The organism is Corynebacterium neomassiliense, assembly GCF_900626215.1.
GTDB classification, from domain to species: Bacteria; Actinomycetota; Actinomycetes; order Mycobacteriales; family Mycobacteriaceae; genus Corynebacterium; species Corynebacterium neomassiliense.
The window spans coordinates 77612-99871 of the sequence record NZ_LR131106.1 but is presented as its reverse complement, the minus strand read 5'-3'; the positions used below and the strand labels follow the sequence as shown (position 1 = coordinate 99871).

The window sequence follows — 22260 nt, the reverse complement described above, 5'->3', positions numbered from 1 at the left end:
CCGCCCAGTCACCGCCGCACAGTCACCGCCGCCCAGTCACTGCCGCACAGTCACTGTCTGAGCGTCCCTGCCCGCCCTCCAGCGGGTCATGGCCCGCCTGCTGACGAGGAGTCCGAGGACGCCGACGACCCACACCGCCCCCACGGCGACGAACCAGGCGTACCTGAAATCATCCCAGGTGTAGTCTCCGCTGTCGGAGGAGGCGTCGAGAATGAAACCGACCGCCTGGGACGCGACCATCGCGGCGACGAACCCCCCCATGTTCGACAGTCCCGTCGCAGTGGCGGTGAACCGCCGGTCAATTTCCTCACGGACAGTGTCGAAACCGAAGTTCGCCACCGGGCCCATGGCGGGCAGGATGATGTTCATCGCGATCACCGCGGCGAACCCTCGGGGGGCGTCGGGAAGAAAGAACACGACCCAGCTCAGTGCCACGACAACAGTGGCCCCCAGCGCGACGAAGGGCCGTCGCCGACCTGAGCGGGCGGAGATGATCCCCGCCAGCGGGCCGACCAGCACACTGACCACCATGTTGATCACCAGCACCGCAGAGGCCTGGGCGTCCGACAGTCCCATGCCGAGGGTCATGAGCGGCTTACCCCACAGCAGAGTGAAGACGATCTGGCTCATGAGGGTGAAGTGGATGAAGAAGCCGAGCCAGCAGGCGGGCTGGCGCAACACGAACGAGAGCACTCCCGCGATGCCGGGACCGTTGCCGTCCCGCCTCCCCGTCTCCGCCGCCGAAGTAACGGACCCGTCCCGCTGCGTCGGGGTGTCACGTACCGCCACCCGGACCAGGACAGCGACAAGGACGCTGGTGGCGCCCAGGCTCACGAACGAGACCTCCCAGCCGTGGGCGTGGAGCAGAGCGGTGAACGGCACCGCCGAGATGAACTGACCGATGTAGCCGAGGCTTCCGGTGAGCTGGGTGAACAGAGGCGTCCGTCGCATGGGTATCCACGCCGGAAGGATCCGCATCACGGACAGGAATGCGGTGGCGTCGGCGGAACCGATGATCACCCGGGCGAGAATCGCCACCGGGTAGGACCCGGTGGCGCCCAGAAGGACCTGACCGACGCCCATCATCAGCGCGCCGACGACGAGCATCCGGCGTGGCCCCAGTCGGTCGATGAGCATGCCGGTGGGTATCTGGGCGAGGGCGTAGACGCCCACCTGCACCGAGGAGAAGACCGCCAGCCGGGACGCCGAGATGCCGAAGTGGTCCATGGCCTCCACACCGGCGACCCCGAGTGAGGTGCGTCCTGTGATCGCCAGGATGTAGGCGAGGATGCCCGCAGACCAGACGGTCAGGGCCCGACCGGTCAGGCGGTCGTTCGGTGTTGCGGCGGATGCGGATACTTGCACGTGTAGCCAGCTTAGACCCGGGACAACCGCATCGCCTCCCGGGGACGGAAGGAATGGAAATCACCCGCCCCACGGTGGTGTCGGAACCCGGTCCCGGGCCAGGGGCGGATACCATCAGGGTCCGTGACCCGACTCAGATCCGATTCCCGGCCCGGCGCTTCGGCGGACGCGGACGCCCCGGTACACCACCGACGCCCGGTGCTCTGGCTGGCGTGGGTGTTCGCGCACGCGATCCCTCTGGTGTGGATCGACCGCTTCGACACGTCCACCGGTGACATCAAGTACTACCGCTCGGGCGCACTGGGAACAGCCGAGGGTGCGATGACCGAGTATCCGGTCCTCGGCACGCTCCCCGCCCGTCTCGTGGCACTGTTCCCCGGTGACGAGGACGCCTACGTCCGGTGGTTCATGGCGCTCTGTGTCCTCACTTCCGCACTGTTCACCGGCTGGCTCGTTCATGTCGAGCGCGGGAGGGGGCTGAGAGCCGCCTGGTTCTGGGTGGGTTTCGTCGGCCTGTCGGGGCCTATCATACTGTCACGGCTCGACCTGTTCCCCTCTGTGGCCGTCGCGGTGTTCGCTGCGCTGCTCTTCGCGCGCACGCCGGTGGCCCGACGGGCTGCGACTGTTGTCCTGGCCGTCGCCACCATGATGAAACTGTGGCCCGGAGTCCTCGGTGCGGCACTGGTCGGCGGAGCGCGGCGACGGTCGACGTGGGTGCGGGTCTTCTGGTTCCTGGGCTCACTGGTGGTGGTGGCGGCTGTCACGGGCATGGTGGCAGGGGTGGACGTGCTGCTGTCCCCCTTGGACTACCAGTCCGACAGGGGCCTGCAGATCGAGTCGCTGGTGGCCACCCCGGTCATGGTCGCAGCGTCATTCGCCGCCGACAGTGACCTGCGGTGGAGTATCAGCTACGCGGCGTCCAAGAGTTTCGAGATCACCGGCCCCGGTGCTGCGACGATGACGACGGTCGCCACAGTCGCCACGGTGGTCACCGTGCTGGTCGCCCTGTCCTGGGCCGTGTGCCGACTGGTCCGGGACGACTGGTCGCCGGAGCAGGCGCTGGCGTTCAGCCTCACCCTGGTGGCGCTGCTGATTGCGACGAACAAGGTGTTCTCGCCCCAGTACATCACCTGGCTGGCACCTCTTACAGCGGTGGCACTGGTGTTTTGCCGGAGGAGGATTGTCACGGTACTCGCCGTGGAAGTTCTGGCCACCGCCCTGCTTACGACGTTCGTCTATCCCGTCTACTACGACTGGATGCTCACCGTGCCACCCTCCCCGGTGGCGGTGGGTGTCCTTGCGCTGCGAAATCTCGGGGTACTTCTCGTCGCCGGCACGGCAGGATGGTGGGCACTCACCGCAGTGCGTGCCGGATCGTCGCGACAGTGACCGCGCAGATCTGGTCCGGGCCTGCCCCCTGGTAGGCGCGGCAGACGTCGGAGCCGTGCTGCATCACCATGAACAGACCCGCGCTGAGCTCCTCGGAGAGCCGCTCCAGATCCTCGTCGTCGGTGACCAGGGAGCACAGCACCGACCGCACCGCCGAGGTCGAACGGGTGTGGCTTTCTGCGCCTGCCACTCCTGAACCCACCCCTGCGCACAGCAGACGGACATGGGCTTCCGCGGTGAGACCGAGAAGATCTCCGGCGTCCTTCAGCGAGGTGACGTGACGTCGGAAAGTGAACATCGACGGCATCGTGACATGACGGTCCCGCCACCGGGCTCCGGCATGGGCGCGGTCGAGTGCGGTGTTCAGCCGGTCGGTGGTCGTGGTCAGTTCATGACGTACGGGTACCGGCACCAGGGGGCAGTCCCGGAGGATCCTGAGCCCCTCCCAGTGCTGTTCCAACCAGGCGGCCCGCCCGGCGAAGGGGAGTTCACCCGCCGAGAGGCGGCGGACCACGGCGGAGCGGCCCACGCAGTCCACTGCCGCGGAGGAGACTGCGTCCACCAGGTCTCCGGCGGCGGCGACACGGTCAGCGTGCCCGTCCGCCGCCAGTGTCTCTCTCATCTCCACTGTTCCGCCGCCTTTCCTTGACTGCCGGTCTGCCGTGGCCGGGGACTGTCACCGTCGCCCTGACTTTTCCTGAGGACGACACAACAGAAGTGAGCATACCCTGACCTCACGGGAAGTTACATCCTGGTTCGCTCCAGGCCCTGGAAGACCCCTGAATTGAATGCGAACGCCTCGCCCGCCGCAGTGAGCAGGGCGGTCTGTTCCGCAGGGGTGAGATCCAAGGCGTCAAGTGCGGCCCGGTACCCGTCCCGGTACACCTTGGGTTTCGGGGCGTGCGGGAAATCATAGAAGGTGAGGCCGTCCGAGGGGACGCCGTAGTGGCGCCCCATCAGACGGCCGATCACCTGGCCGCCCGCCAGATCACCCAGGTAACGGGTGTAGTGGTGGGCGATCAGTGCCGGGATGTCACGGTCCCGGCCGATGCGCTGCAGTTCGGCGACGTATGCGGCAGTCTCGGGCAGGGGCTCCGCATCCACGGTGCCGTGAAGCACCCCGAGATCATGGACAAGTGCCGCCCGGCGGTCGAGCCGTCGGTCAGCGACACCGGCGAGGCGGGGGTCACCCGCGCAGGCTGACACAGCCTCCTCCAGCGCCGTGTAGAACAGGTAGGCCTGCTCCTGGAGCGCGGTGAAGGCGTCAGCGTCCAGCTCACCTGCGAGCAGCTTCACCATGAAGGCGGAGTGCTCCGCCCTGTCGTGTGCCTGGCGCGTCTCCTCGCGGAGCCGGTCGGACAGACTGGGGACGGGAAGGGTGGTGGACGCCGTGGTCATGATCAGTTCCTCCGTCAAGTGGGGTCCTCTGACATCGTGCAACACCGAGGCTAACCAAGGGTCACCTGACTTCACATCAACCGAACGGTTGATTGGGTCCTACACTCCGTCCGGTACGGCGTCCGGCGTCGGCCTGATCCACAGGGACCCGTCGACCTCGTCGACACTGACCGGCCACCGGTAGACACTGCTCAGCCTGTCGGCCGTGCACACCTGCCGCGGGGTACCCACCGCGACCATTCGTCCCTGTTCGAGGAGAGCGAGCCGGTCGCAGTACTGTGCCGCCAGATTGAGGTCGTGGAGGACGACGATGACCCCGTCCCCGCCGGCAGCCAACTGCCGGGCGCTGCGCATCGTCCTTTCCTGGTGGCCGAGATCCATCGCGGCGGTCGGCTCGTCGAGCATGACACAGCGTGCCTTCTGCGCCATCACCCGGGCCAGGGAGACACGGGCACGCTCACCGCCGGACAGGGTGGTGATCTCCCGGAACTGCATGTGGTCCATCCCCACCTCGGCCAGACAACCGTCGACGATGCGCCGGTCTGCCTCAGGGTCCCGTGGCCAGGCTGCCCTGCCCATCTCCACCACGTCCCTGACAAGGTGTGCGAAGGAGACGGTCGAGTCCTGCAGCATGACCGCCCGGGCACGCGCGGCGTCCTTCGGCGAGTACTCCCGGTAACTCTTCCCCAGCAGTCTCACCTCGCCACCGTCAGGTTCGGTGTCGCCGGCGAGCAGGGACAGCAGGGTCGACTTCCCTGCGCCGTTGGGCCCTATCAGGCCCAGGACCTCCCCCGGGTACACCGCCAGGTCCAGACCGTGGAGAATCTCCCGTCCTCCGAGAGACACGGTGACGGAGTCCGCCGCAAGCAGCGGCTCCGGTGCAGTGTCGTGTGAGCTCACGCCACACCACCTTTCTTCAGCATCCGGCGCAGAAGGACGAAGAATGTCGGCCCCCCGACCAGCGCAGTGAAAATCCCGATCGGGAGGTCTGCCAGAGGAATGAGTGTCCGGGCCGCCAGATCGGCGATGAGCAGCAGCACCGCACCACCGACAGCGCTGAGAGGTACAAGCCACCTGTTCGAGGCACCGATGACCTGACGGAGGATATGGGGGACGATGAGACCGACGAAACCGATGATCCCCGCGTAACTCACGGCCAGAGCGGAAAGGACCGTGGACAGGCCGATGATCCACATCCTCATCGCCGGAACATTCACCCCGGCGTGCCCGGCCGCCCGCTCCCCCAGGCTCAGCAGGTCGATCCGCCCGGCAATCAGGCAGGACGCCACGAGACACACCAGCAGCGGTACCACCACCACCGCGACCTGGCTCCACATCGCCCCGTTGAGCGACCCCATCTGCCAGAAGGTGATCTGCTCCCTCGACGACGTGGGCGCCAGGAAGATCATGAAGGAGATCGCTGCCCCCGCCACCGCATTGACCGCGATTCCAGTGAGAACCAGGGTGAGCACCTGGACCTCACCCCGGATCCGGGACAGCCGGTAGATCGCCACCGTGGTGAGGACGCCGGCCACGGACGCGAGCAACGGGGTCGTCGCCGCCCCGACGAAAGACAGGTTGAAGACGATGGACAGTGCCGCACCCACACCGGCTCCCGAGGTCACCCCGATGACGCTGGGCTCGGTCAGAGGATTCCCGAACAACCCCTGCAGCAGGGCACCGGCCACCGCCAGTCCGGAGCCGACGAGGAGGCACAGCACGATCCGAGGCAGACGAATATGCCAGATGACGTTGCCCCCCTCCAGTGAAGTGTCGCCCGGCCCTGCCAGAAGTACCCGTGCCACCTCCGTCGGAGACAGCGCGTACTGGCCGAGGACCAGGTTGACCAGTACCGCCACGACGAGGACCACGAGCAGGACCCCGACCGTCGTCCAGCGGACCGCCGTCCGGTGCTCCAGGACGGTCCGGTTCTCCGAATGCGATTTCACGGAAGGTGAGCCTACCCCAGTCGTTCTCACCCGTCGTACCGCGCGTCAACCACTTCCTCACCCCAGAACACCCTGTCGACGACTTTTCTCGCCAACCTGGTCTTCTTGAGGTAGTCGTCGAGGAAGCCCTGAGAGTCCGCCGGGTCCCAGCCGGCTGCTGCCGCCACATGTGCCAGCTGCGCACCCGGGGGCGGCAACTGGTCGGGAGTCTTCGCGTTGGACAGGACCAGGGCGTTACGTGCCCTGCTGGCCGCGAGCCACGCTTCCCGTAACGTCACGACATCCTTCTCCGACAGCAGACCGGCGGAACCGATCTCCTCCAGGACCTCCAGGGTGGAGGTGTTGTGCAGTGCAGGTATACGGTCACAGTGCTGCATCGTGAGCAGCTGGACGGTCCACTCCACGTCCGTCAGCCCGCCCCTGCCCAGCTTGGTGTGGGTCGCCCGGTTGGCTCCGCGCGGAAGCCTTTCGGCATCCACCCTGGCCTTCATCCTCCGGACCTCCTGCACGGTCTTCGCGTCCACGCCCCCCTCCGGGTAACGGTAGGGGTCGATGCTGCGCAGGAAACGGATACCGAGGTCCTTGTCACCGGCCACCCATGTCGCGCGCAGGAGAGCCTGGTACTCCCAGGTGTCCCCCCACCGCCGGTAGTAGGCACCGTAGGACTCCAGCGTCCGGACCGTCGGACCGCTGCGGCCCTCCGGACGCAGGTTGAGGTCGACCTCCAGGGGAGGATCCTGGGACGGCTTCGCCAGGCGGGTACGCAGCCGGTCGCAGATGCCGATGGCCCAGGTCACCGCGTCATTGTCCGTCACGGCGAACCCGTCACCGTCGGCGTCCCCGTCACGGGTGCCGCCACCGTCGCCCGAACTGCTGCTGGCACTGCTGCCGGCCCCGGACCGGACCGGTTCACAGACGAAGAGGACGTCCGCGTCGGAACGGTAGCTCAGTTCCGCCCCACCCAGCCTGCCCATTCCGATCACGGTGACCACGGCCGGCGCATTGCGCCGGTTGGCGTCCTCCCAGGCCCTGATCTCGGCCGACAGTGCCGCCTCCAGCACAGCGTCCCACACGAACGACAGTGATCTCGCGACCTCGGGAACGTCCATCATCCCCAGCAGATCGGCCGCTGCGACCCGCGCCAGCTCCGTGCGACGCAGTGAACGGGCGACGGATATGGCCTTGTCCGGGTCACGGTAGCGTCCCGCTGCAGCGACCAGGGAATGACTGATGACCCCGGCGTCCTTCTCCAGCAGTTTCGGCCCGGTCGCGCCGTCGGACAACAGAGTCACGGCATCCGGTGCCGCCAGGAAGAGATCGGTGACATACGGTGAAGTGCCGAGAATGTGCATCAACCGCTGCCCCACGATGTTCTCGTCCCGGAGCAGCCGGAGGAACCATGACCGGTCGGACGCCGCCTCCGACAGTTTCCGGTAGGCCAGAAGCCCCGCGTCCGGGTCGACGGTGTCAGACAGCCACTCCATCAGTGACGGCAGGATCACCGCCTGGATCCGGGACCGTCGGGTACCGTCCGACGCCAGTGCGGTGAGATGGTCCATCGCCCGGTCGGGGTAACGGTAGCCGAGAGCCGCAAGCTGTCTCCTGGCAGCCTCGGGAGTCAGGCGGATCTCCTCCACCGACATCGCCACCACGGAAGTGAGCAGCGGACGGTAGAACAGCTTGTTGTGCAGCTGCCGGATCTGCAGACCGGTGGCGCGGACACGCACCTCCAGTTCCTCGGCCAAGGTCCGGGTGCCACCGGCGACAAGTCCGGAAGTACGTGCCAGCCAGGTACGACCGGTGGTGTCACCGTCCTCGGGCAGCAGATGGGTGCGCTTGAGGTGCCGGAGCTGCATCCGGTGCTCCAGCAGTCTCATGAAGCGGTAGCACTCCATGAGGGTGCGACCGTCCTCCCTTCCCACGTATCCACCGGTGACGAGGGCATTGAGCGCGGAGACCGTCGACCGCACCCGCAGGCTCTCGTCGGCACGCCCGTGCACCATCTGGAGCAGCTGGACCGCGAACTCGACGTCACGCAGGCCGCCCGGGCCGAGCTTCAGCTCCCGCTGCTGCAGCCCCTCCGGGACGTTGTCGATGACCCTCCGGCGCATGGCCTGGACGTCGGGGACGAAATCCTCACGCTGTGAGGCGGTCCACACCATCGGCGCCAGTTCTTCGACGTACGCACGGCCGAGGGCCAGATCCCCGGTCATGGGCCGGGCTTTCAGCAGAGCCTGGAACTCCCAGGTCGAGGCCCACCTCCGGTAGTAGGCCAGGTGGGATTCGAGGGTACGTACCAGTGCACCGTGCCGGCCTTCGGGACGCAGCGCCGCATCCACCTCGAAGAAGCACCGGCATCCGATGTTGATGAACTCCCCTGCCAGCCTGGTGGCCCGGTTGTCCGCGGGTTCAGCGACGAAGATAACGTCGACATCGGAGATGTAGTTCAGCTCCCTGGCGCCGCACTTGCCCATGGCCAGCACCGCGATGCGCAGGGGGACCGGCCCCTCGGGGAACACTGTCGCCACCGCCACCGCCAGTGCCGCCGTCAGCGCGGCGTCGGCGGCGTCGGAGAGTTTCTCCGACACAACCTCGAAGGGGACGGTCTCCGGGTAGCCGGTCCTTCCTTTCGGCGTCGGGGCTTCCCCACGACGAGGGACGAAAGTCCCCGCCAGGTCAGCTGACGCTATGCGGGCGAGCAGTGTGCGGTACGCCGACCGCATGGCCCGGTCAGCCTCAGCACCGGTACAGGACGCCCTGCGCAGCAGTGAACCGGCTCCGTGCAGATCATGTCCGTCGTCGTCGACCCCCTCCACATCCACCGCGCCGACGGAGGAGAGCATCACCGCCATCATCTCTTCCCTGTCCGGCAGTGCCTCGCCGAGCTCCGGCCATGACGCAGGGTGCGCGACGACATGGTCGCCGAGGAGGGTGGAGGCTCCGAGCAGGGCCAGTAGACGGACCCGGAACTCATGGTCGTTGTCCAGCCTCTGCTGCAGCTGTTCCGGGGACGCTGCAGAGGGCACCCCCTCCTCCCCCGCCGACTGCATCAGCCGGACCACAGCATTGAGTGCCTGGTCCGGGTCACCGGTGGCTGCAAGGGTCCACAGGAGGTCAAGATGGTCTTCATCGTCCCATCCCAGGGCGGCGAGGTCGGCGGCTGCGTGCGGCCGGGTCAATCCCAGGGAGGCCGCAGACGGGACGCCACGACGTGAGGTGCGCGGTTGGCTCACTTCGACTCCACCGCCTTCACCGGTGACGACGACCACGGCTCCGGGCTGACGACATGGCATCTCGACGGCAATGTACCGGTCCTCTTCCCTCCGGGCACACCCGGTCCGGCTACGTGGTTCACGTCACCTCAGTATAGGTGATGCCGGACGGACTGCCGCCCTCAGAAAGCCGGGGACCGGGCTGCGTGGCAGAGCCTCACACAGGACTGCGCAGCCACTTTGAGGGGCTATACGGCCACTTTGTCACCGAGAAGCCGCTCAAAGTACTCCGCCAGCCAGACCTCCGTGAGCGGCCCCGGCTGTCGGAGTCCGACTGCCACGGAAACCGGCTCTTTGTTGTCCGGGTCGTCATACTCCATCGGGAACACCAGGCCTTTTTTCACCGCTTCGAAGCCCTGGAATGTGGAGCTCGCACTCAATGTCGGCATACCTTTACTGCAGTAGACGAAGATGATGTCAGCGTCGAGTTCGCCGATATTCTCGGTGCTGATCTGGTTTTTTGTGCCTGAGTTCGAGGAATTGTACTTCCCGGCAACCTCCGGACTGGTGAATCCCAGGGAATGGAAGAATTTCTCACCGGTCGAACCTCCGTAGGACTCAAAGTAGATTCCTCCCCCCTTGTCGGAGATGAACTCCGCGGTCTTTCCCTTCCATTCCGGGTGTTCATCTCTGATACCGGCCATCGCGGTGTCGTTCTTCTGCAGCGCCGCATCCCCGGCGTCACCCAGGTCGGTGGCGAGAGCAAGATCCCTGACCTGGGTCCGCCAGTCCACATCGGTGGAGTCGTACACGATCACGGGAGCGATCGAGGACAGCTGGTCGAAGTCTCTGCCCTGGTCTTTCCAGGAGAAGTAGACGATGAGATCGGGGTCTGCCTCGGCAATGGCCTCCGTCGGAGCGCCGGATTCCACCGGATCGATGATCTGCGGAATTCTGGCGGCGCCGTCATCCTCGAGGTGGGAGCTGTATGTCGTCCAGTCGTCGGAGGCCACCGGAACTATTCCCAGCGACAGTGCAACCTCCGTCGAAACTCCACCGAAGGTCACCACACGCTCCGGCCGCTGTTCAAGCTCTGCCGTACCGACCGACGTGGTGATCTTCAGCGGGTAGCTGCTTCTGCCGTCACCTGCGGGCATGAATTCTGTCGCGTCACCGTTGCCGGTGTCCTCCCCGTCCCCGGAACACGCCACCGTGCCGAAAACCAGTGCCGCAGCCGCGAAGAACGCCGCTGCCGCCCTCCGGCGCCGTCCTGCGGATCTACCCTGTGGAACCATAACTGTCCTATAAGCCTTTCACCCGGGATCACGTGACAGTCTGCTTGACTCGCAGACAATCCCCCCAGATAATAGGGCGACCTAAGTACCCTCAGTTGTCCCGGGAGGACAGTCCTGTACACCTTTCCCTGTCAACCTCCCCTCCGTGGAACCCGGATCCGGGACATCGTCAATCACCGCCACGCGGTACTCCTCTGGCAACTGCAGGGTTCGTCGACGACAGAGGTGGCAGGTGACCGCCACCCGCTCAACGCGGGACAGGCGGTGTGGATCAGCAGGGGAGTACGGCACTCCGCCGAGGTCCACGAAAACTCTCTGCTGGTCCCGCTGCTCTTTCCCGAGTCACAGAAAATGGCCGCGGTCGGCGATTCAGCGCGCATGAGTTTCCACGACGGGTGGAGGGACCGGCTGCTTCTCTGCTACTGCGCCGGACTGTCATATCTCTCCGATACGAGCCCCCGACTGCGGACAGTGGGAATGATCCTCGATGCCGCCCCGGGAAACACCGCTCCCACGCTCCCCCACCCGCCCGTTCTCCCACATTCCCGTGAGGCCTGTGAGACAGCGCGTCTACTGCTCACCAACCCGGGAAGTCGGAAGAGCCTGGAGGATTTCTCACGGCAGACGTGTGTGAGCCCGAGAACCCTCTCCCGGCAGTTCTCCTCCGAGACGGGCCTGACATTCAGCGAGTGGCGATCGGAAGCCAGAATGGCCTGCTCAGCACGGATGCTGCTGGAGGGCAGGCCGGTGGCGTGGACAGCTGCGACGACAGGTTTCGACACCCACGCCGGTTTCACCAGGGCATTCAGACGGTCCGTGGGAATGACCCCTTCACAGTTCATCTCGCACGTCGGGGGCGGCGGCAGGGAGCCGGAACCCTTCTTTCTCGACGCCCCCGGGTCCGACCGCCTCAACGGGGAACCGCCGTCCGCCCTGCCACCGTCGCGCACCTGGCCACGGATCAACGGCTTCTCTGTCGCGGTATGGGTGTACCGGGGAAGCGCCACTGTCACCCTCGGTGACAGGAGACTCCCGCTCACCCGGGGCGACGCCCTGTGCATACCGTCCGGAGTCTTCAATGTCATCGACATCGACGCCGACTCTCTCGTCATACCGCTGTTCACTGAGACAGATTCCCCGTTTCCTGCGGATCTGGACTCTGTCACACCTGTGCATCTCCCCGGCGAACTGTCGGCGTTCCTGCTGCACACATCCGTCAGCAGCTACACTCTCCTCGGCGGACTGGGGAGCAGGAACGGCTTCGTGGCGGACATGATCCGCCCCGGGAAGGACGCCCACAACCGAGCCTGCGGGGGTGATGCGGCGACGTCAGCCGTCCACCACGCCATGCACCACCATCTCCGGGTTCCGGGCGACTCCGCGACACTGAGTGACTGGAGTGCACTCACCGGGATCTCCACGTCCGCCCTGTCCCGGACGTGGACAAAGGTCACCGGCCAGAACTTCCGGACCTGGCGGAGTCACCTGCGGATGAGTGCGGCACGCGAACTGCTGTCCTCCGGCAGGCCGGTGTCCGAGGTCTCCCGGCTGCTGGGATACTCCGACCGCGCGGGCTTCACCAAAGCCTTCACCGGCTTCTTCGGTACAGGACCCGGAAGCTACCGGAGAAACGTCACCGACGGGGCCCGCTGACCGCAGGTCGGCCGCGGGAGCCTCCGGAGCGACCTAGAACTCGAGGTTGTGCTGGAGTTCCCAGGGGGTGACCTGGGACTGGTACTCCTTCCACTCCCGCCACTTGTTGCGCAGGAAGAACTCGAAGACATGTTCCCCGAGTGCGTCAGCGACCAGCTCCGACTTCTCCATCTCCCGGAGCGCAAGGTCAAGGTCGGTGGGCAGATCCTTGTAGCCCATGGCCATCCTCTCCCGTCGGGTCATGTTGGAGATGTCGTCTTCGGCCGGGGGCATCAGCTCGTAGCCTTCACGGATGCCCCGCAGACCTGCGGCGAGAAGCACCGCGTAGCTCAGGTAGGGGTTGGCTGCGGAATCAGGGCTGCGCACTTCGACCCTGCGGGAGGAGGGCTTGTTCACCGTGTACATCGGCACCCTGATCAGTGCGGACCGGTTCGCCGCACCCCAGGTGGCTGCTGTCGGGGCCTCTGCACCGCTGGTGAGACGCTTGTAGGAGTTCACCCACTGGTTGGTGACCGCCGAAATTTCCGGCGCATGCTCCAGAATTCCGGCGATGAAGGACTTCGCCGTCGAGGAGAGGAAGAACTCGTCGTCCGGGTCGTGGAAGGCGTTCGACTCACCCTCGAACAGGGACATGTGGGTGTGCATCGCGGAACCCGCGTAGTCGAAGAAGGGCTTCGGCATGAACGTCGCACGCACATTGTTCCGGTTGGCGACCTGCTTGATGATGTAGCGGAAACTCATGATGTTGTCCGCCATCGACAGTGCGTCAGCGAAGCGCAGGTCGATCTCCTGCTGTCCCGGGGACGCCTCATGATGGGAGAATTCGACGGAGATCCCCATCGATTCGAGAGCGGTGATCGCATCCTGACGGAACTGGGGGGCGGCGTCCGTCACGGCCTGGTCGAAGTATCCTCCGGTGTCGGCGGGAAGGGGCCGGCCGTCCTCACCGTCCTGGTTCTTGAGCAGGAAGAACTCGATCTCAGGGTGGATGTAGCAGTTGAATCCCTGGTCAGCTGCAATGTTCATCTGCCTTCGCAGGACCTGGCGGGGGTCGGCCCAGCTGGGCTCGCCGTCGGGCATGGCGATGTCACAGAACATCCGCGCGGTGAGGTTCCTGTCACCGTCCGCCCCGTCGATGGGCAGGATCTGGAATGTGGACGGGTCGGGGCGGGCGATGGTGTCTGATTCGACCACCCGCGAGAAGCCCTCTATGGAGGAGCCGTCGAAGCCGATACCCTCCTCAAATGCGCCCTCAAGTTCGGCAGGGGCGACTGCCACCGACTTCAGGTACCCCTGGATGTCCGTGAACCAGAGGCGGACGAAACGGATGTCCCGTTCCTCGAGGGTACGGAGAACGAATTCCTGTTGACGACTCATGCCCCCATCGTATCCACGGAAGGGGTACCGGTGTCGGCCTCCCCCACCCCACGCACGGGAAGTTACATGCCGTTAACACCGGTCCAGTGTTAGTGGCACAATACTGTGACATGTCTGACTCCACTGCCGGCTCTCCCGCCACCGGATACCTCGTTCCCACCAGGCAGGTCCGCATCGCCGACCTGCGAAGTAAGAAAGCCGAGGGAAAGAAGTGGGCGATGCTCACCGCCTACGACTACTCCACGGCCCGGGCACTCACCCAGGGGGGTGTCGAGTGCCTGCTGGTCGGGGACTCTGCCGCCAATGTCGTCTTCGGCTACCCCCAGACCCAGCAGATCTCCCTGGAGGAGATGATCATGCTCACCGCGGCGGTGGTGAGGGGCTCCGGGAATGCACTCGTCATCGCTGACCTCCCGTTCGGCACCTACGAGGCCTCCGACGAGCAGGCCGTGCTCTCGGCCTCCGAGATGCTGCGACGCTCCGGTGCCGCGATGGTGAAGATCGAGGGCGGAGTTCGTATCGCGCCACGAATCCGGGCACTGGTGAACGCCGGTATCCCCGTCTGCGCGCATGTGGGTTTCACCCCGCAGTCCGTCAACGCACTCTCCGGCTTCAAAGTCCAGGGACGGGGCGGGGACGCCTCCCGGCTGGTGGCCGACGTCCACGCCGTGGAGGACGCCGGGGCCGACATGGTCGTGCTCGAGATGGTGCCCGCTGACCTCGCCGCACAGATCACCGCGGACTCCACCGTGCCCACCGTGGGCATCGGAGCCGGCCCCGGTACGGACGCGCAGGTGCTGGTGTGGCATGACATGGTGGCACTGCCCGCGGACGGACGTCGTCCGAAGTTCGCGAAGCAGTGGGCCACCGTCGGTGAGGACCTCACCGCCGCGGCGGCCGCCTACAGGCACGAAGTGGAGGAAGGAACCTTCCCCGCCCCGGAACACTGCTTCTGACCGGATCCCTGCCGTTGCCGGCGGGTGTTCCGGATACCCCGTGGAGCGTCAGTTCCTGTCCCAGTCGTCGGCAGCCTCAGACCGTGCCCTGGCGGTCTCCAGGGCGCTGCGGGCCTCGTCTTCACTATCGTACGGGCCCATACGGGTGTCCCATCCCCGGACCTTACCCCGGGTGACTTCACCCGTGGCAGTGTCGTAGTACCACTTCTGTCCCGTGTCATCGGAGCTCATACCGCCCACCATAGTCCGGCACGTACCGTCAGTGTCCTGCTACAGCGAATAACAGCCCCGCGCTCCCCAGTGCCACGGTGCCCAGGGACAGTGCCACCACTGCACCGACAGGGGCGGGCACCCGTTCCCGTGCCACGCCTTCTGCCGCCCGGCGGTAGCGCCTCTTCTGTGCCAGCGCTGCGCCCAGTGCGACGGCGAACAGTCCCCCGGCCACGGCCACCACCGGCGGCCCGTAACTCGCCGTTGAGCGGAGGAACACCGCAGCGGCCACCATGAAGGCCAGTGACGTCCTGCCCCAGGCCATACTGGTGCGCTCAGGCTGCAGACCCGGATCGACGACACGTCCCGGAGGGATCACATCCACAGCACCACCGCCACCGTCACGGCGGCGACCACCGCCCCCAGTGACAGCACCGGGACGACAGCCGGCGCCGGCAGCGACCTCCGTTCCCGCATGGCCCGCTCGACACGCAGCCAGCGCAGCGCCGCACCCGCGGCAAGAACCACCCCCAGTCCCATCGCGATCACCGCGGCCACGGTGCGGAGACTGCCGGGCAGCACATCGGTCGGCAACGCCTCCAGTGCCACACCTCCGGCGATGAACGCGAGAGAGGTCCGCATCCATGACAGGAAGGTCCTCTCGTTGGCCAGGGTGAACCGGGGGTCGGGATCATCTCCCGTGGGGAACAGTGTCCGGGTCAGCCACGGTCTGGCGTCCTGGTTTTCTTTCACGCCGGTCAATTCTAGACGTGGGTGTCGAGGGGGTCTGTGAGCCGGATTCTGTACCGCCCGGGGCACCCTCAGGTACCCGGGTGGTGGTGATCATCCATCTACGACGACCGTCACCGGCCGCCTCCAGCGGTCTACCTGCCCCTTGTCCGACGAGCAGCCGTCGGGGCACGTCGCACCACCGGCCCCTGACGGGGTTACGGTGCGACCACGTGACCTTGCTCCCGGTGGGGTTTACCCAGCTGCACCGGTCACCCGGCACACTGGTGCGCTCTTACCGCACCTTTTCACCCTTACCCGGACAGATCACCCGGACACAGGTCCGGGCGTCTCCGGGCGGTTATTCTCTGTGGCACTTGCCCGCGGGTCACCCCGGGTTGCCGTTAACAACCACCGTGCTCTGAGGAGTCCGGACTTTCCTCGACCCCGGCCTTCACCTGCTGACGGTGCGGTTCCGGTGGGCGCGATCACCCGACCCTCTCGACGTCGACAACCATAGCAGCGGCACCGGACCACACGGTCACAGCCCCTGCAGATAATGGGTGTCGTTGACCTCCCGCACCACCGACCGGTCCGGGTAGAACTCGGCGACGGACAACCCGGCGAGATCGAGGTGCAGTGTCGAGTAGACCGTGGCGGGAGCTTCGAGGGCCGTCCGCAGGATCGCCTTGATCGGCGAGACGTGGCTGACGAGCAGCACAGTCCGTCCCTGCCAGGTCCCGCCGTCGCCGCCGGACCTCTCGAGACTCCCGATCAGCCTCCCGCATCTCGCGGCGACCGCGTCCATGCTCTCACCGCCCACGGCGGACACCGAGGGGTCTGCGGCCCAGTCCGCGTGTTCCGTGGGCCAACGGCGGTGCACCTCGTCGAACTCCAGCCCCTCCCAGACCCCGAAGTCGGTCTCGATGAGGTCCGGGGTGGTCACGGGCTCGATGCCGAGCTCCTCCGCGACCGCGTCCGCGGTCTGTCGGGCGCGGACCAGCGGTGAGGTGTAGACGGCGTCTATGCCCTCCCCGGCGTCCTGCCTGACCCTGAGCCAGGACGCCGCACGCTCCGCCTGGGCATGGCCGAGCGCCGTGAGCTCGGGGTCGCTCCTGCCCGAGAAGACACCGGCGACTGACATCGGCGTCTGCCCGTGACGCAGCAGCAGGACACGCAGCGGCCGGGCTCCCGAACCGAACCACCCGGGTCGCGCGGAGGTTTGCGGACTCTGCTCCCTCTGCCGGTCAGACATGGTCGGCACCTCCGGAGCTGACTGCACGGACCAGGAGGACCCCGCACTCGGGGCAGGAGACGAGCCAGTCCGGCGGGGTCCCCGCAAACCGGCGCATGGTGGCGGTGTCCAGCTGGATGCAGCAACATCTGCAGGTGGAACCGTCCAGTTCGACGGCGCCGATCCCCTGGTCACGTTCACACCGCTCATAGCGCACCAGAATCTCGTGCGGCAGTGCCGCCCTCAGCCTCACTGACCGCGCCGCGAGTTCGGTGAGCTGGCGTCGGATCTCACCGGTCACGGCACGTTCCTCCTCGCGGGCACGCGCCAGCTCGGCACCTGCGTCCGTGTCACCGTGCCTGCCGGCGTCCCCGTGACCGGTCGCACCGTCTCCGGCGTGTCCCGGGTTTCCCTCCCGGGAATCCTCTGCCCCGTCCAACGCGTGCCCGAAAGTGGCGAGGGTCCTCTGCTCCCGTGCGATGTCTTCACGGAGTTCGGCGAGCCGACGCTCGGCGACTTCGAGGTCATGTCTGAGGTCGCGGCGCCGGACCGGGTCCGTGACGGCCCGGAGCCCGGCGATGTCGTCGCGCCGCCGCTCCCGCAGCCTGGCGGAGTCCGCTTTCAGACGCCGGAGGGTGCCGTAGATGTCGTGGGCGATGCGCCGGGTCCCGATCTCTCTGCGCCGCCGGGCCGCCTCCGCTTCTTCCAGGCGTTCCACCTCCGCCGTCTCGGGCAGGGCGTCCAGTCTGGCCTTGAGCAGCCGTATCCTCTCGTCGACACGGACAAGAGTCAGCAGAGTGTCCCGGTCCCCGCCGCGAAGGACAGGGTCATGTGCCGGATGGTCAGAATTCACGGTGTCCGTCACCTTGCCCGTCACCTTCTCCTCTGCCGCCGGTCCCCGGTGAGGACCTGTGCAGGGTCCAGGGGTCTGTCCTGAGGTCGATGACCCCGGTGTCCAGTCCCGGCAGCTCCTCGGCGAGCAGATCTGCCGCGGACCTGCACCACGGAAATTCGCTCGCCCAGTGGGCGGTGTCCACCACCGCGCACCCGCCGGCCCGCAGATGCTCGTCCACCGGGTGGTGACGAAGGTCGGAGGTCACATAGCAGTCCACGTCCATTTCCGCGACGGTGCCGAGGAAACTGTCCCCGGCACCCGGGGCGACGGCGACCCTGCGCACAACCCGGTCGGGGTCGCCGGCGGCGCGCACCCCCCACACTGTCGCGGGCAGCCGTGCCGCGACCCGGTCGGTGAACTCCTGCAGTGTCATCGGGGTGTCGAGGGCTCCCACCCGTCCGATCCCCGTCGCCGTCTCCGGGTCGACACCGTCGGGAACAGGCGTCAGGGGTGCACCGGGGGTGACGCCGAGCAGTTCCGCGAGCCGGTCCGCGACACCGGGTCTCGCGGCGTCCGCGCTCGTGTGGGCGGCGTACAGTGCCACACCCTGCCGGATGAGGCGGTGCACGAGTCGACCCTTGGGGTGGGTCACCGGCACCCCGGTCACCCCCCGCAGCAGAGGAGGGTGGTGCACGAGGAGGAAATCAGCCCGGGCCGACACCGCAGCCTCGACCACCCCATCCGTGCAGTCGACGGCCACAAGCAGCTTCCGGACGGGATCGGCGGGATCCCCGCACACCAGACCGCAGGCGTCCCAGGACTCCGCCAGCTGCGGAGGGTAGAGATGTTCGACGGCGTCGACGACCTGCCCGACGGTCAGTGTGCCGGGTCGGTTGCCGGGTCGGTTGCCGGGCGAGGTGGCAGGTGGGGTGGCAGGTGCTGTCCCGATGTTGTTCACCCCACCGAGGATAGCCGGAAGGAGCGGCCCTGCCGGCCGGAGCGGCTGCCCCCGGCGACACGGCGTCCCTCTTTCTGGCACTCTGGTGAACGTGCAAGCTTCATCGGACACTCCCCCGGCCCCGGGACATTCACCCCGGTACATTCTTGTCGACGTGGACGGGACCCTGGTGGACTCCCTCCCCGGGATCAGCGACTGCTTCCTGCGTGCGCTGTCCGCCAACGGTACCGAGGCTCCTCCGGAGGAGCAGGTCCGCAGGATCGCCGGGCCCCCGATGATCGACACCCTGAAGTCACTCGGGCTCACAGGCAGTCTGCTGGAGAGCACCTACGCGGACTACCGGTCCTGTTACTCGGGCGGTGGCTGGCGCAACTGCCGTCCCTACCCGGGGATGAAGGAACTCCTGTACTCCTGGAAGGACGCCGGGATCGTCCTGGCCACCGCCACATCCAAGGTGGAGTCGAGTGCCCGCATGATGCTGGAGCATCTCGGCGTCCTCAACTGTTTCGACGTCATCGCCACGGCCACCGAGGGCGAACACGGGCGCCGGACGAAAACCGAGGTCGTAGGCTACGCGCTCGAAAGCCTGGGCCTCGACCCGACACCGGTGGCCGGAGGCGGTCCCTCCAACCGCAGTGACATTCTCCTGGTCGGCGACCGGATCCACGATGTCGAGGGCGCGCACGCCTACGGTGTCCGGAGCATTCTCGTGGACTGGGGCTACGGTGGCCGCGACGAGCACGCCGCCTCGGACTGGTCAGTGGCGGAGGTCGGTGAACTCGAACGGGTCGTCGCAGACTGGGCCGACGACAGGCCACATATATGCGTGGTCTGCACAGGCAACATCTGCCGGTCACCGATGGGTGAGATCATGCTGCGCAGGGCTCTGCAGGACGCCGGGCTCGGGGATGCGGTCCGTCTGAACTCCTGCGGAACCACGGGCTGGCACGTCGGTGAGGCTGTCGACCCACGGGCCGCCGCCTGGCTGCAGAGACAGGGGTACACCGCCTCCGGGCATGCTGCGGCAGAGTTCGGTCCGGAGCACCGGGACGCCGACCTGTTCCTGGTCATGGACGCCTCGAACCGGAAGGCCCTGGAGAAGGCCGGTGTCGACCCCGCTCGGATCGCACTGTTCCGGTCCTTCAGTCCCGCCGGAGACCGGGAGGTGGCGGACCCGTACTACGGGGATGACGCCGATTTCGACCGTGCCGGACGAGAGCTCGACAACGCCCTGCCCGGAATAGTCGCGTGGGCCCGTGACCGGGTCAGGCGGGCACCGTCTGCCTGACAGATCTGCCTGCCAGCACGTGCCCCGTCACCGCTGCTCTGACTCGGCCGACGAGGTCTCCCCGTGTCTGGGGCACACAGCTGTCCAACCGTGCGGCGTCACCTGGACTGTGCGGCGACGCCCGCACTCCGGGCAGTAGCGTGGGACGTCCAGTCCCGCCTCCTGGGCCGGGGAGTGACTGATCCACTCCCCGGCACCGAGGTCTGCACCTGTCCACGGGTCCCAGGGTCCTGTCCCCCTCGGGCGGCGGCGACTGCCCGTCTTCTGACCGTTCGCCGGCATCACACGCTCCTGCTAAGGACCTTGATCGGAAGGCGCAGACGGTCGACCATGTCCAGGTCCAGTTCGGCCGGTCGTCCGAGGGTGGTGAGGTAGTTGCCGACGATGACCCCGTTCACACCTCCCAGCAGTCCCTGTTCTATCCCCATGTCTCCGAGGGTGAGCTCGCGTCCTCCGGCGAACCGCAAAGTGGTCGACGGCATGGCGAGCCGGAACATCGCAACAGCGCGCAGGGCGTCCCTGCCGTCCATCACCTCCATGTCTGCGAACGGTGTTCCGGGCCGGGGGTCGAGGAAGTTCAACGGAACTTCGTCGGGTTCGAGTTCGGCGAGCTGGACCGCGAACTCCGCACGCTGCGCGGGTGTCTCCCCCATTCCCAGAATGCCGCCACTGCAGACTTCGATACCCGCGTCGCGGACCAGTTCCAGGGTTCGGCGCCTTTCCTCCCAGGTGTGGGTTGTGACAACCCGGGGGAAGTAGCTCTTCGCGGTCTCGAGGTTGTGGTTGTACCGGTGGACCCCCACCGCCTTGAGACGGCCGACCTGCTCCGGGGAGAGGATTCCGACAGAGACCGCGACGTCGATACCTTCGACGTTCGCGTATATTTCACTGACCGCGTTCTCGACCTGGGACATCAGGTTCTCGTCCGGGCCTTTCACTGCGGCGACGATACAGAACTCGGTTGCCCCGGTCTTGGCTGTCTGCCGTGCCTGTTCAATCAGTTGGGCGATGTCGAGCCGGGCAGAGCGCACCGGTGAATCGAACACCCCGGACTGGGAGCAGAAGTGGCAGTCCTCCGGGCAGCCCCCGGTCTTCAGGCTGACGATGCCCTCCAGTTCGACTTCTTCACCGCACCAGCGGACCCGCACCTCGTGGGCGAGCGCCAGCAGTTCGGGGATGTCGGCGTCGGGGAGTTCGAGGACGCGGCGGAGCTGGTCGTAGTCGAGGCCGCGTCCTTCGTCGAGGACGCGGGTACGTGCAGTCGTGAGTATGTCCGTCATGGCACACACTCTAACTTGAACACCGTACAGTTTCCAGTCAGAACCTTTCCTCGTCGCGTGCGTTGCGGTCCCGGAACGCCCGGTTCCGGGTCTGTCCGTAGCGCTGCGCGAGTTTCTGCTCCCTGCTGGCCGCAGCTCTGTCCGTGTCGGCCGTGCCGTCAGCGCCGGCCGTGCCTGCTTGGTCCGAAGTCCCGGGCGGATGCCCGGCGTCACGGACCTCCCCGGACTCCGCCGAACTCTCTGCCTCCGAGCCTCCGACCGGTCCCGCACCGGCGGCAGGAACCTGCGCCGCCGCAAGCTCGTCGCGGTGACGCCGCCGTTCCCGGATCTCCGCCCACACGAAATAGCCCAGCCCCGCCGGAACCATGATCCCGAACGCGATCCACTGGATGCCGTAGGACAGGTAGGGCCCCGAATCGAGGGTGGGCAACGGGACAGGGGTCAGCCCCTCACCCGCCCTGCCTTCAACGGACTCCTCGTCGAGCTGCACATAATCGGACGCCAACGGCAGTCCCGTCAGATCGCCGATCTGCACTGTGTTCATTCCGTAGACCTGGACACGCCCCTGGTCGGTGATCGGAGGAGTGTCCGGAAGTGCCTCGGATTTGCGGATGTAGCCGGTGACGGTGATCGGCGTCGCCGGTGCCGCCGTGAGGTCGGGAACACCGGTACCGCCCCCCAACGGCTTGACCCAACCCCTGTTGACCAGCACAGTCAGCCCGTCGTCGGTGCGGAACGGGGTGAGCACCTGGAACGCGGGCGACGTGTCCACCGGCCGGTTGCGCAGCAGAACCTCGTCGTCCGGGAGGAAGACCCCCTGAAGTGAGACCCTGGTCCACTCCCGGTCCTCCCCCGCCGGAGTACGGTCCCGGGGCATCACCGAGGACGCCGGGACCGGGTCATGCTCCAGCGCCGCCTCAAGGCGGTGGTTGAACTTCTGGGTGTCGGAGTTCTTCCCGAGCTGCCACGGGGCGAGCACCGTGAACGCCACATAGGCGAAAGCCAGCGACAGTACGGCGGTGATGACCCAGCCCGGGGTCAGGAAGGCCCGCCATCCCCGTCGCCGCTGGCGGCGATCCGGGGAGACTGGGGACCGGTCACGGGGTTCAGACACGGTCCCAGTCTAGTCCGC

At 66.8% G+C, this 22260-nt stretch carries 21 protein-coding genes and 1 other RNA gene; 4 read left to right on the top strand and 18 right to left on the bottom strand.

What is annotated here, in order from left to right; translation table 11 throughout:
• Positions 1–36: 36 nt before the first annotated feature.
• On the bottom strand, positions 37–1365 hold the full coding sequence (locus E0E18_RS00475) for an MFS transporter (protein WP_110481556.1): 1329 nt from the start codon (positions 1363–1365) through the stop codon (positions 37–39).
• 123 nt (positions 1366–1488) lie between these two features.
• Here E0E18_RS00475 and E0E18_RS00470 point away from each other — a divergent pair, with 123 nt between their 5' ends.
• Positions 1489–2754: a hypothetical protein gene (locus E0E18_RS00470; RefSeq protein WP_237559563.1), complete on the top strand. Its 1266-nt coding sequence runs from the start codon at positions 1489–1491 to the stop codon at positions 2752–2754.
• Here the strand turns inward: E0E18_RS00470 and E0E18_RS00465 are convergent.
• From E0E18_RS00465 to E0E18_RS00440, 6 genes are all read right to left on the bottom strand, one after another.
• Positions 2720–3376, bottom strand: coding sequence for a hypothetical protein (locus E0E18_RS00465; RefSeq protein WP_066590007.1), 657 nt, complete (start codon positions 3374–3376; stop codon positions 2720–2722). The two genes, E0E18_RS00470 and E0E18_RS00465, sit on opposite strands and share 35 nt — an antisense overlap.
• A 122-nt stretch (positions 3377–3498) precedes the next feature.
• Positions 3499–4152: a biliverdin-producing heme oxygenase gene (locus E0E18_RS00460; protein ID WP_110482544.1), complete on the bottom strand. Its 654-nt coding sequence runs from the start codon at positions 4150–4152 to the stop codon at positions 3499–3501.
• A gap of 99 nt (positions 4153–4251) precedes the next feature.
• Entirely contained in the window at positions 4252–5052 is an 801-nt protein-coding gene (locus tag E0E18_RS00455) for a heme ABC transporter ATP-binding protein (RefSeq protein WP_227870997.1), read from the bottom strand.
• Positions 5049–6071 (bottom strand): FecCD family ABC transporter permease, encoded by a 1023-nt coding sequence (locus E0E18_RS00450; protein WP_066590011.1) that lies wholly within the window; start codon positions 6069–6071, stop codon positions 5049–5051. Before E0E18_RS00450 ends, E0E18_RS00455 begins: the two co-directional genes overlap by 4 nt.
• A gap of 56 nt (positions 6072–6127) precedes the next feature.
• On the bottom strand, positions 6128–9394 hold the full coding sequence (locus E0E18_RS00445) for a bifunctional [glutamine synthetase] adenylyltransferase/[glutamine synthetase]-adenylyl-L-tyrosine phosphorylase (RefSeq protein ID WP_130839055.1): 3267 nt from the start codon (positions 9392–9394) through the stop codon (positions 6128–6130).
• Between the two features lie 167 nt (positions 9395–9561).
• Entirely contained in the window at positions 9562–10608 is a 1047-nt protein-coding gene (locus E0E18_RS00440; RefSeq protein ID WP_130839054.1) for an ABC transporter substrate-binding protein, read from the bottom strand.
• 225 nt (positions 10609–10833) lie between these two features.
• On the opposite strand from E0E18_RS00440, the gene E0E18_RS00435 reads away from it, so the two are divergent.
• The gene (locus tag E0E18_RS00435; protein ID WP_066589123.1) at positions 10834–12261 is read left to right on the top strand and encodes a helix-turn-helix domain-containing protein; all 1428 of its coding nucleotides are present in this window, start codon (positions 10834–10836) and stop codon (positions 12259–12261) included.
• A 33-nt stretch (positions 12262–12294) separates the two neighbouring features.
• Here E0E18_RS00435 and E0E18_RS00430 read toward each other — a convergent pair whose 3' ends face one another.
• Complete coding sequence (locus tag E0E18_RS00430) at positions 12295–13638, bottom strand: glutamine synthetase family protein (RefSeq protein ID WP_066589125.1); 1344 nt, start codon at positions 13636–13638, stop codon at positions 12295–12297.
• A 110-nt stretch (positions 13639–13748) separates the two neighbouring features.
• On the opposite strand from E0E18_RS00430, the gene panB reads away from it, so the two are divergent.
• Positions 13749–14594: a 3-methyl-2-oxobutanoate hydroxymethyltransferase gene (gene panB, locus E0E18_RS00425; RefSeq protein WP_066589127.1), complete on the top strand. Its 846-nt coding sequence runs from the start codon at positions 13749–13751 to the stop codon at positions 14592–14594.
• Positions 14595–14642: 48 nt separating this feature from the next.
• Here the strand turns inward: panB and E0E18_RS00420 are convergent, their stop codons facing one another.
• The 7 genes from E0E18_RS00420 to E0E18_RS00390 form a co-directional block, all read right to left on the bottom strand.
• Positions 14643–14825, bottom strand: coding sequence for a hypothetical protein (locus E0E18_RS00420; protein ID WP_066590013.1), 183 nt, complete (start codon positions 14823–14825; stop codon positions 14643–14645).
• A gap of 28 nt (positions 14826–14853) precedes the next feature.
• A complete protein-coding gene (locus E0E18_RS00415) occupies positions 14854–15189 on the bottom strand; it encodes a DUF202 domain-containing protein (RefSeq protein ID WP_066589130.1) in 336 nt (111 codons plus the stop codon).
• Positions 15180–15557: a YidH family protein gene (locus E0E18_RS00410; protein WP_227870999.1), complete on the bottom strand. Its 378-nt coding sequence runs from the start codon at positions 15555–15557 to the stop codon at positions 15180–15182. Before E0E18_RS00410 ends, E0E18_RS00415 begins: the two co-directional genes overlap by 10 nt.
• 21 nt (positions 15558–15578) lie before the next feature.
• Positions 15579–16037, bottom strand: an RNA gene (gene rnpB, locus E0E18_RS00405) — RNase P RNA component class A.
• 37 nt (positions 16038–16074) lie between these two features.
• Positions 16075–16788: a histidine phosphatase family protein gene (locus tag E0E18_RS00400; protein ID WP_066589136.1), complete on the bottom strand. Its 714-nt coding sequence runs from the start codon at positions 16786–16788 to the stop codon at positions 16075–16077.
• On the bottom strand, positions 16781–17632 hold the full coding sequence (locus tag E0E18_RS00395; RefSeq protein WP_237559562.1) for a zinc ribbon domain-containing protein: 852 nt from the start codon (positions 17630–17632) through the stop codon (positions 16781–16783). Before E0E18_RS00395 ends, E0E18_RS00400 begins: the two co-directional genes overlap by 8 nt.
• Complete coding sequence (locus E0E18_RS00390; protein WP_202616744.1) at positions 17610–18551, bottom strand: Nif3-like dinuclear metal center hexameric protein; 942 nt, start codon at positions 18549–18551, stop codon at positions 17610–17612. Before E0E18_RS00390 ends, E0E18_RS00395 begins: the two co-directional genes overlap by 23 nt.
• Before the next feature lie 100 nt (positions 18552–18651).
• Here E0E18_RS00390 and E0E18_RS00385 point away from each other — a divergent pair, with 100 nt between their 5' ends.
• Positions 18652–19848 carry an arsenate reductase/protein-tyrosine-phosphatase family protein gene (locus E0E18_RS00385; RefSeq protein ID WP_237559561.1) on the top strand — a complete coding sequence of 399 codons (1197 nt, stop codon included), beginning with the start codon at positions 18652–18654 and terminating at the stop codon, positions 19846–19848.
• A 27-nt stretch (positions 19849–19875) separates the two neighbouring features.
• Here E0E18_RS00385 and bsaP read toward each other — a convergent pair whose 3' ends face one another.
• The 3 genes from bsaP to E0E18_RS00370 are packed head-to-tail and all read right to left on the bottom strand — an operon-like array spanning position 19876 to position 22242.
• A complete protein-coding gene (gene bsaP, locus E0E18_RS14540; protein ID WP_078057445.1) occupies positions 19876–20130 on the bottom strand; it encodes a biotin synthase auxiliary protein BsaP in 255 nt (84 codons plus the stop codon).
• Positions 20130–21128, bottom strand: coding sequence for a biotin synthase BioB (gene bioB / locus E0E18_RS00375; protein ID WP_066589142.1), 999 nt, complete (start codon positions 21126–21128; stop codon positions 20130–20132). Before bioB ends, bsaP begins: the two co-directional genes overlap by 1 nt.
• Before the next feature lie 37 nt (positions 21129–21165).
• A complete protein-coding gene (locus E0E18_RS00370; protein WP_066589146.1) occupies positions 21166–22242 on the bottom strand; it encodes an SURF1 family cytochrome oxidase biogenesis protein in 1077 nt (358 codons plus the stop codon).
• Between the last annotated feature and the right edge of the window lie 18 nt (positions 22243–22260).

What these genes read in the sequence shown, in the direction of transcription:
- E0E18_RS00465 (WP_066590007.1), bottom strand. Translation starts at nt 3,376, where the DNA reads ATGAGAGAGACACTGGCGGCGGACGGGCACGCTGACCGTGTCGCCGCC.
- E0E18_RS00460 (WP_110482544.1), bottom strand. Translation starts at nt 4,152, where the DNA reads ATGACCACGGCGTCCACCACCCTTCCCGTCCCCAGTCTGTCCGACCGG.
- E0E18_RS00445 (WP_130839055.1), bottom strand. Translation starts at nt 9,394, where the DNA reads ATGCCATGTCGTCAGCCCGGAGCCGTGGTCGTCGTCACCGGTGAAGGC.
- E0E18_RS00440 (WP_130839054.1), bottom strand. Translation starts at nt 10,608, where the DNA reads ATGGTTCCACAGGGTAGATCCGCAGGACGGCGCCGGAGGGCGGCAGCG.
- E0E18_RS00430 (WP_066589125.1), bottom strand. Translation starts at nt 13,638, where the DNA reads ATGAGTCGTCAACAGGAATTCGTTCTCCGTACCCTCGAGGAACGGGAC.
- panB (WP_066589127.1), top strand. Translation starts at nt 13,749, where the DNA reads ATGTCTGACTCCACTGCCGGCTCTCCCGCCACCGGATACCTCGTTCCC.
- E0E18_RS00420 (WP_066590013.1), bottom strand. Translation starts at nt 14,825, where the DNA reads ATGAGCTCCGATGACACGGGACAGAAGTGGTACTACGACACTGCCACG.
- E0E18_RS00400 (WP_066589136.1), bottom strand. Translation starts at nt 16,788, where the DNA reads ATGTCTGACCGGCAGAGGGAGCAGAGTCCGCAAACCTCCGCGCGACCC.
- bsaP (WP_078057445.1), bottom strand. Translation starts at nt 20,130, where the DNA reads ATGCCGGCGAACGGTCAGAAGACGGGCAGTCGCCGCCGCCCGAGGGGG.
- bioB (WP_066589142.1), bottom strand. Translation starts at nt 21,128, where the DNA reads ATGACGGACATACTCACGACTGCACGTACCCGCGTCCTCGACGAAGGA.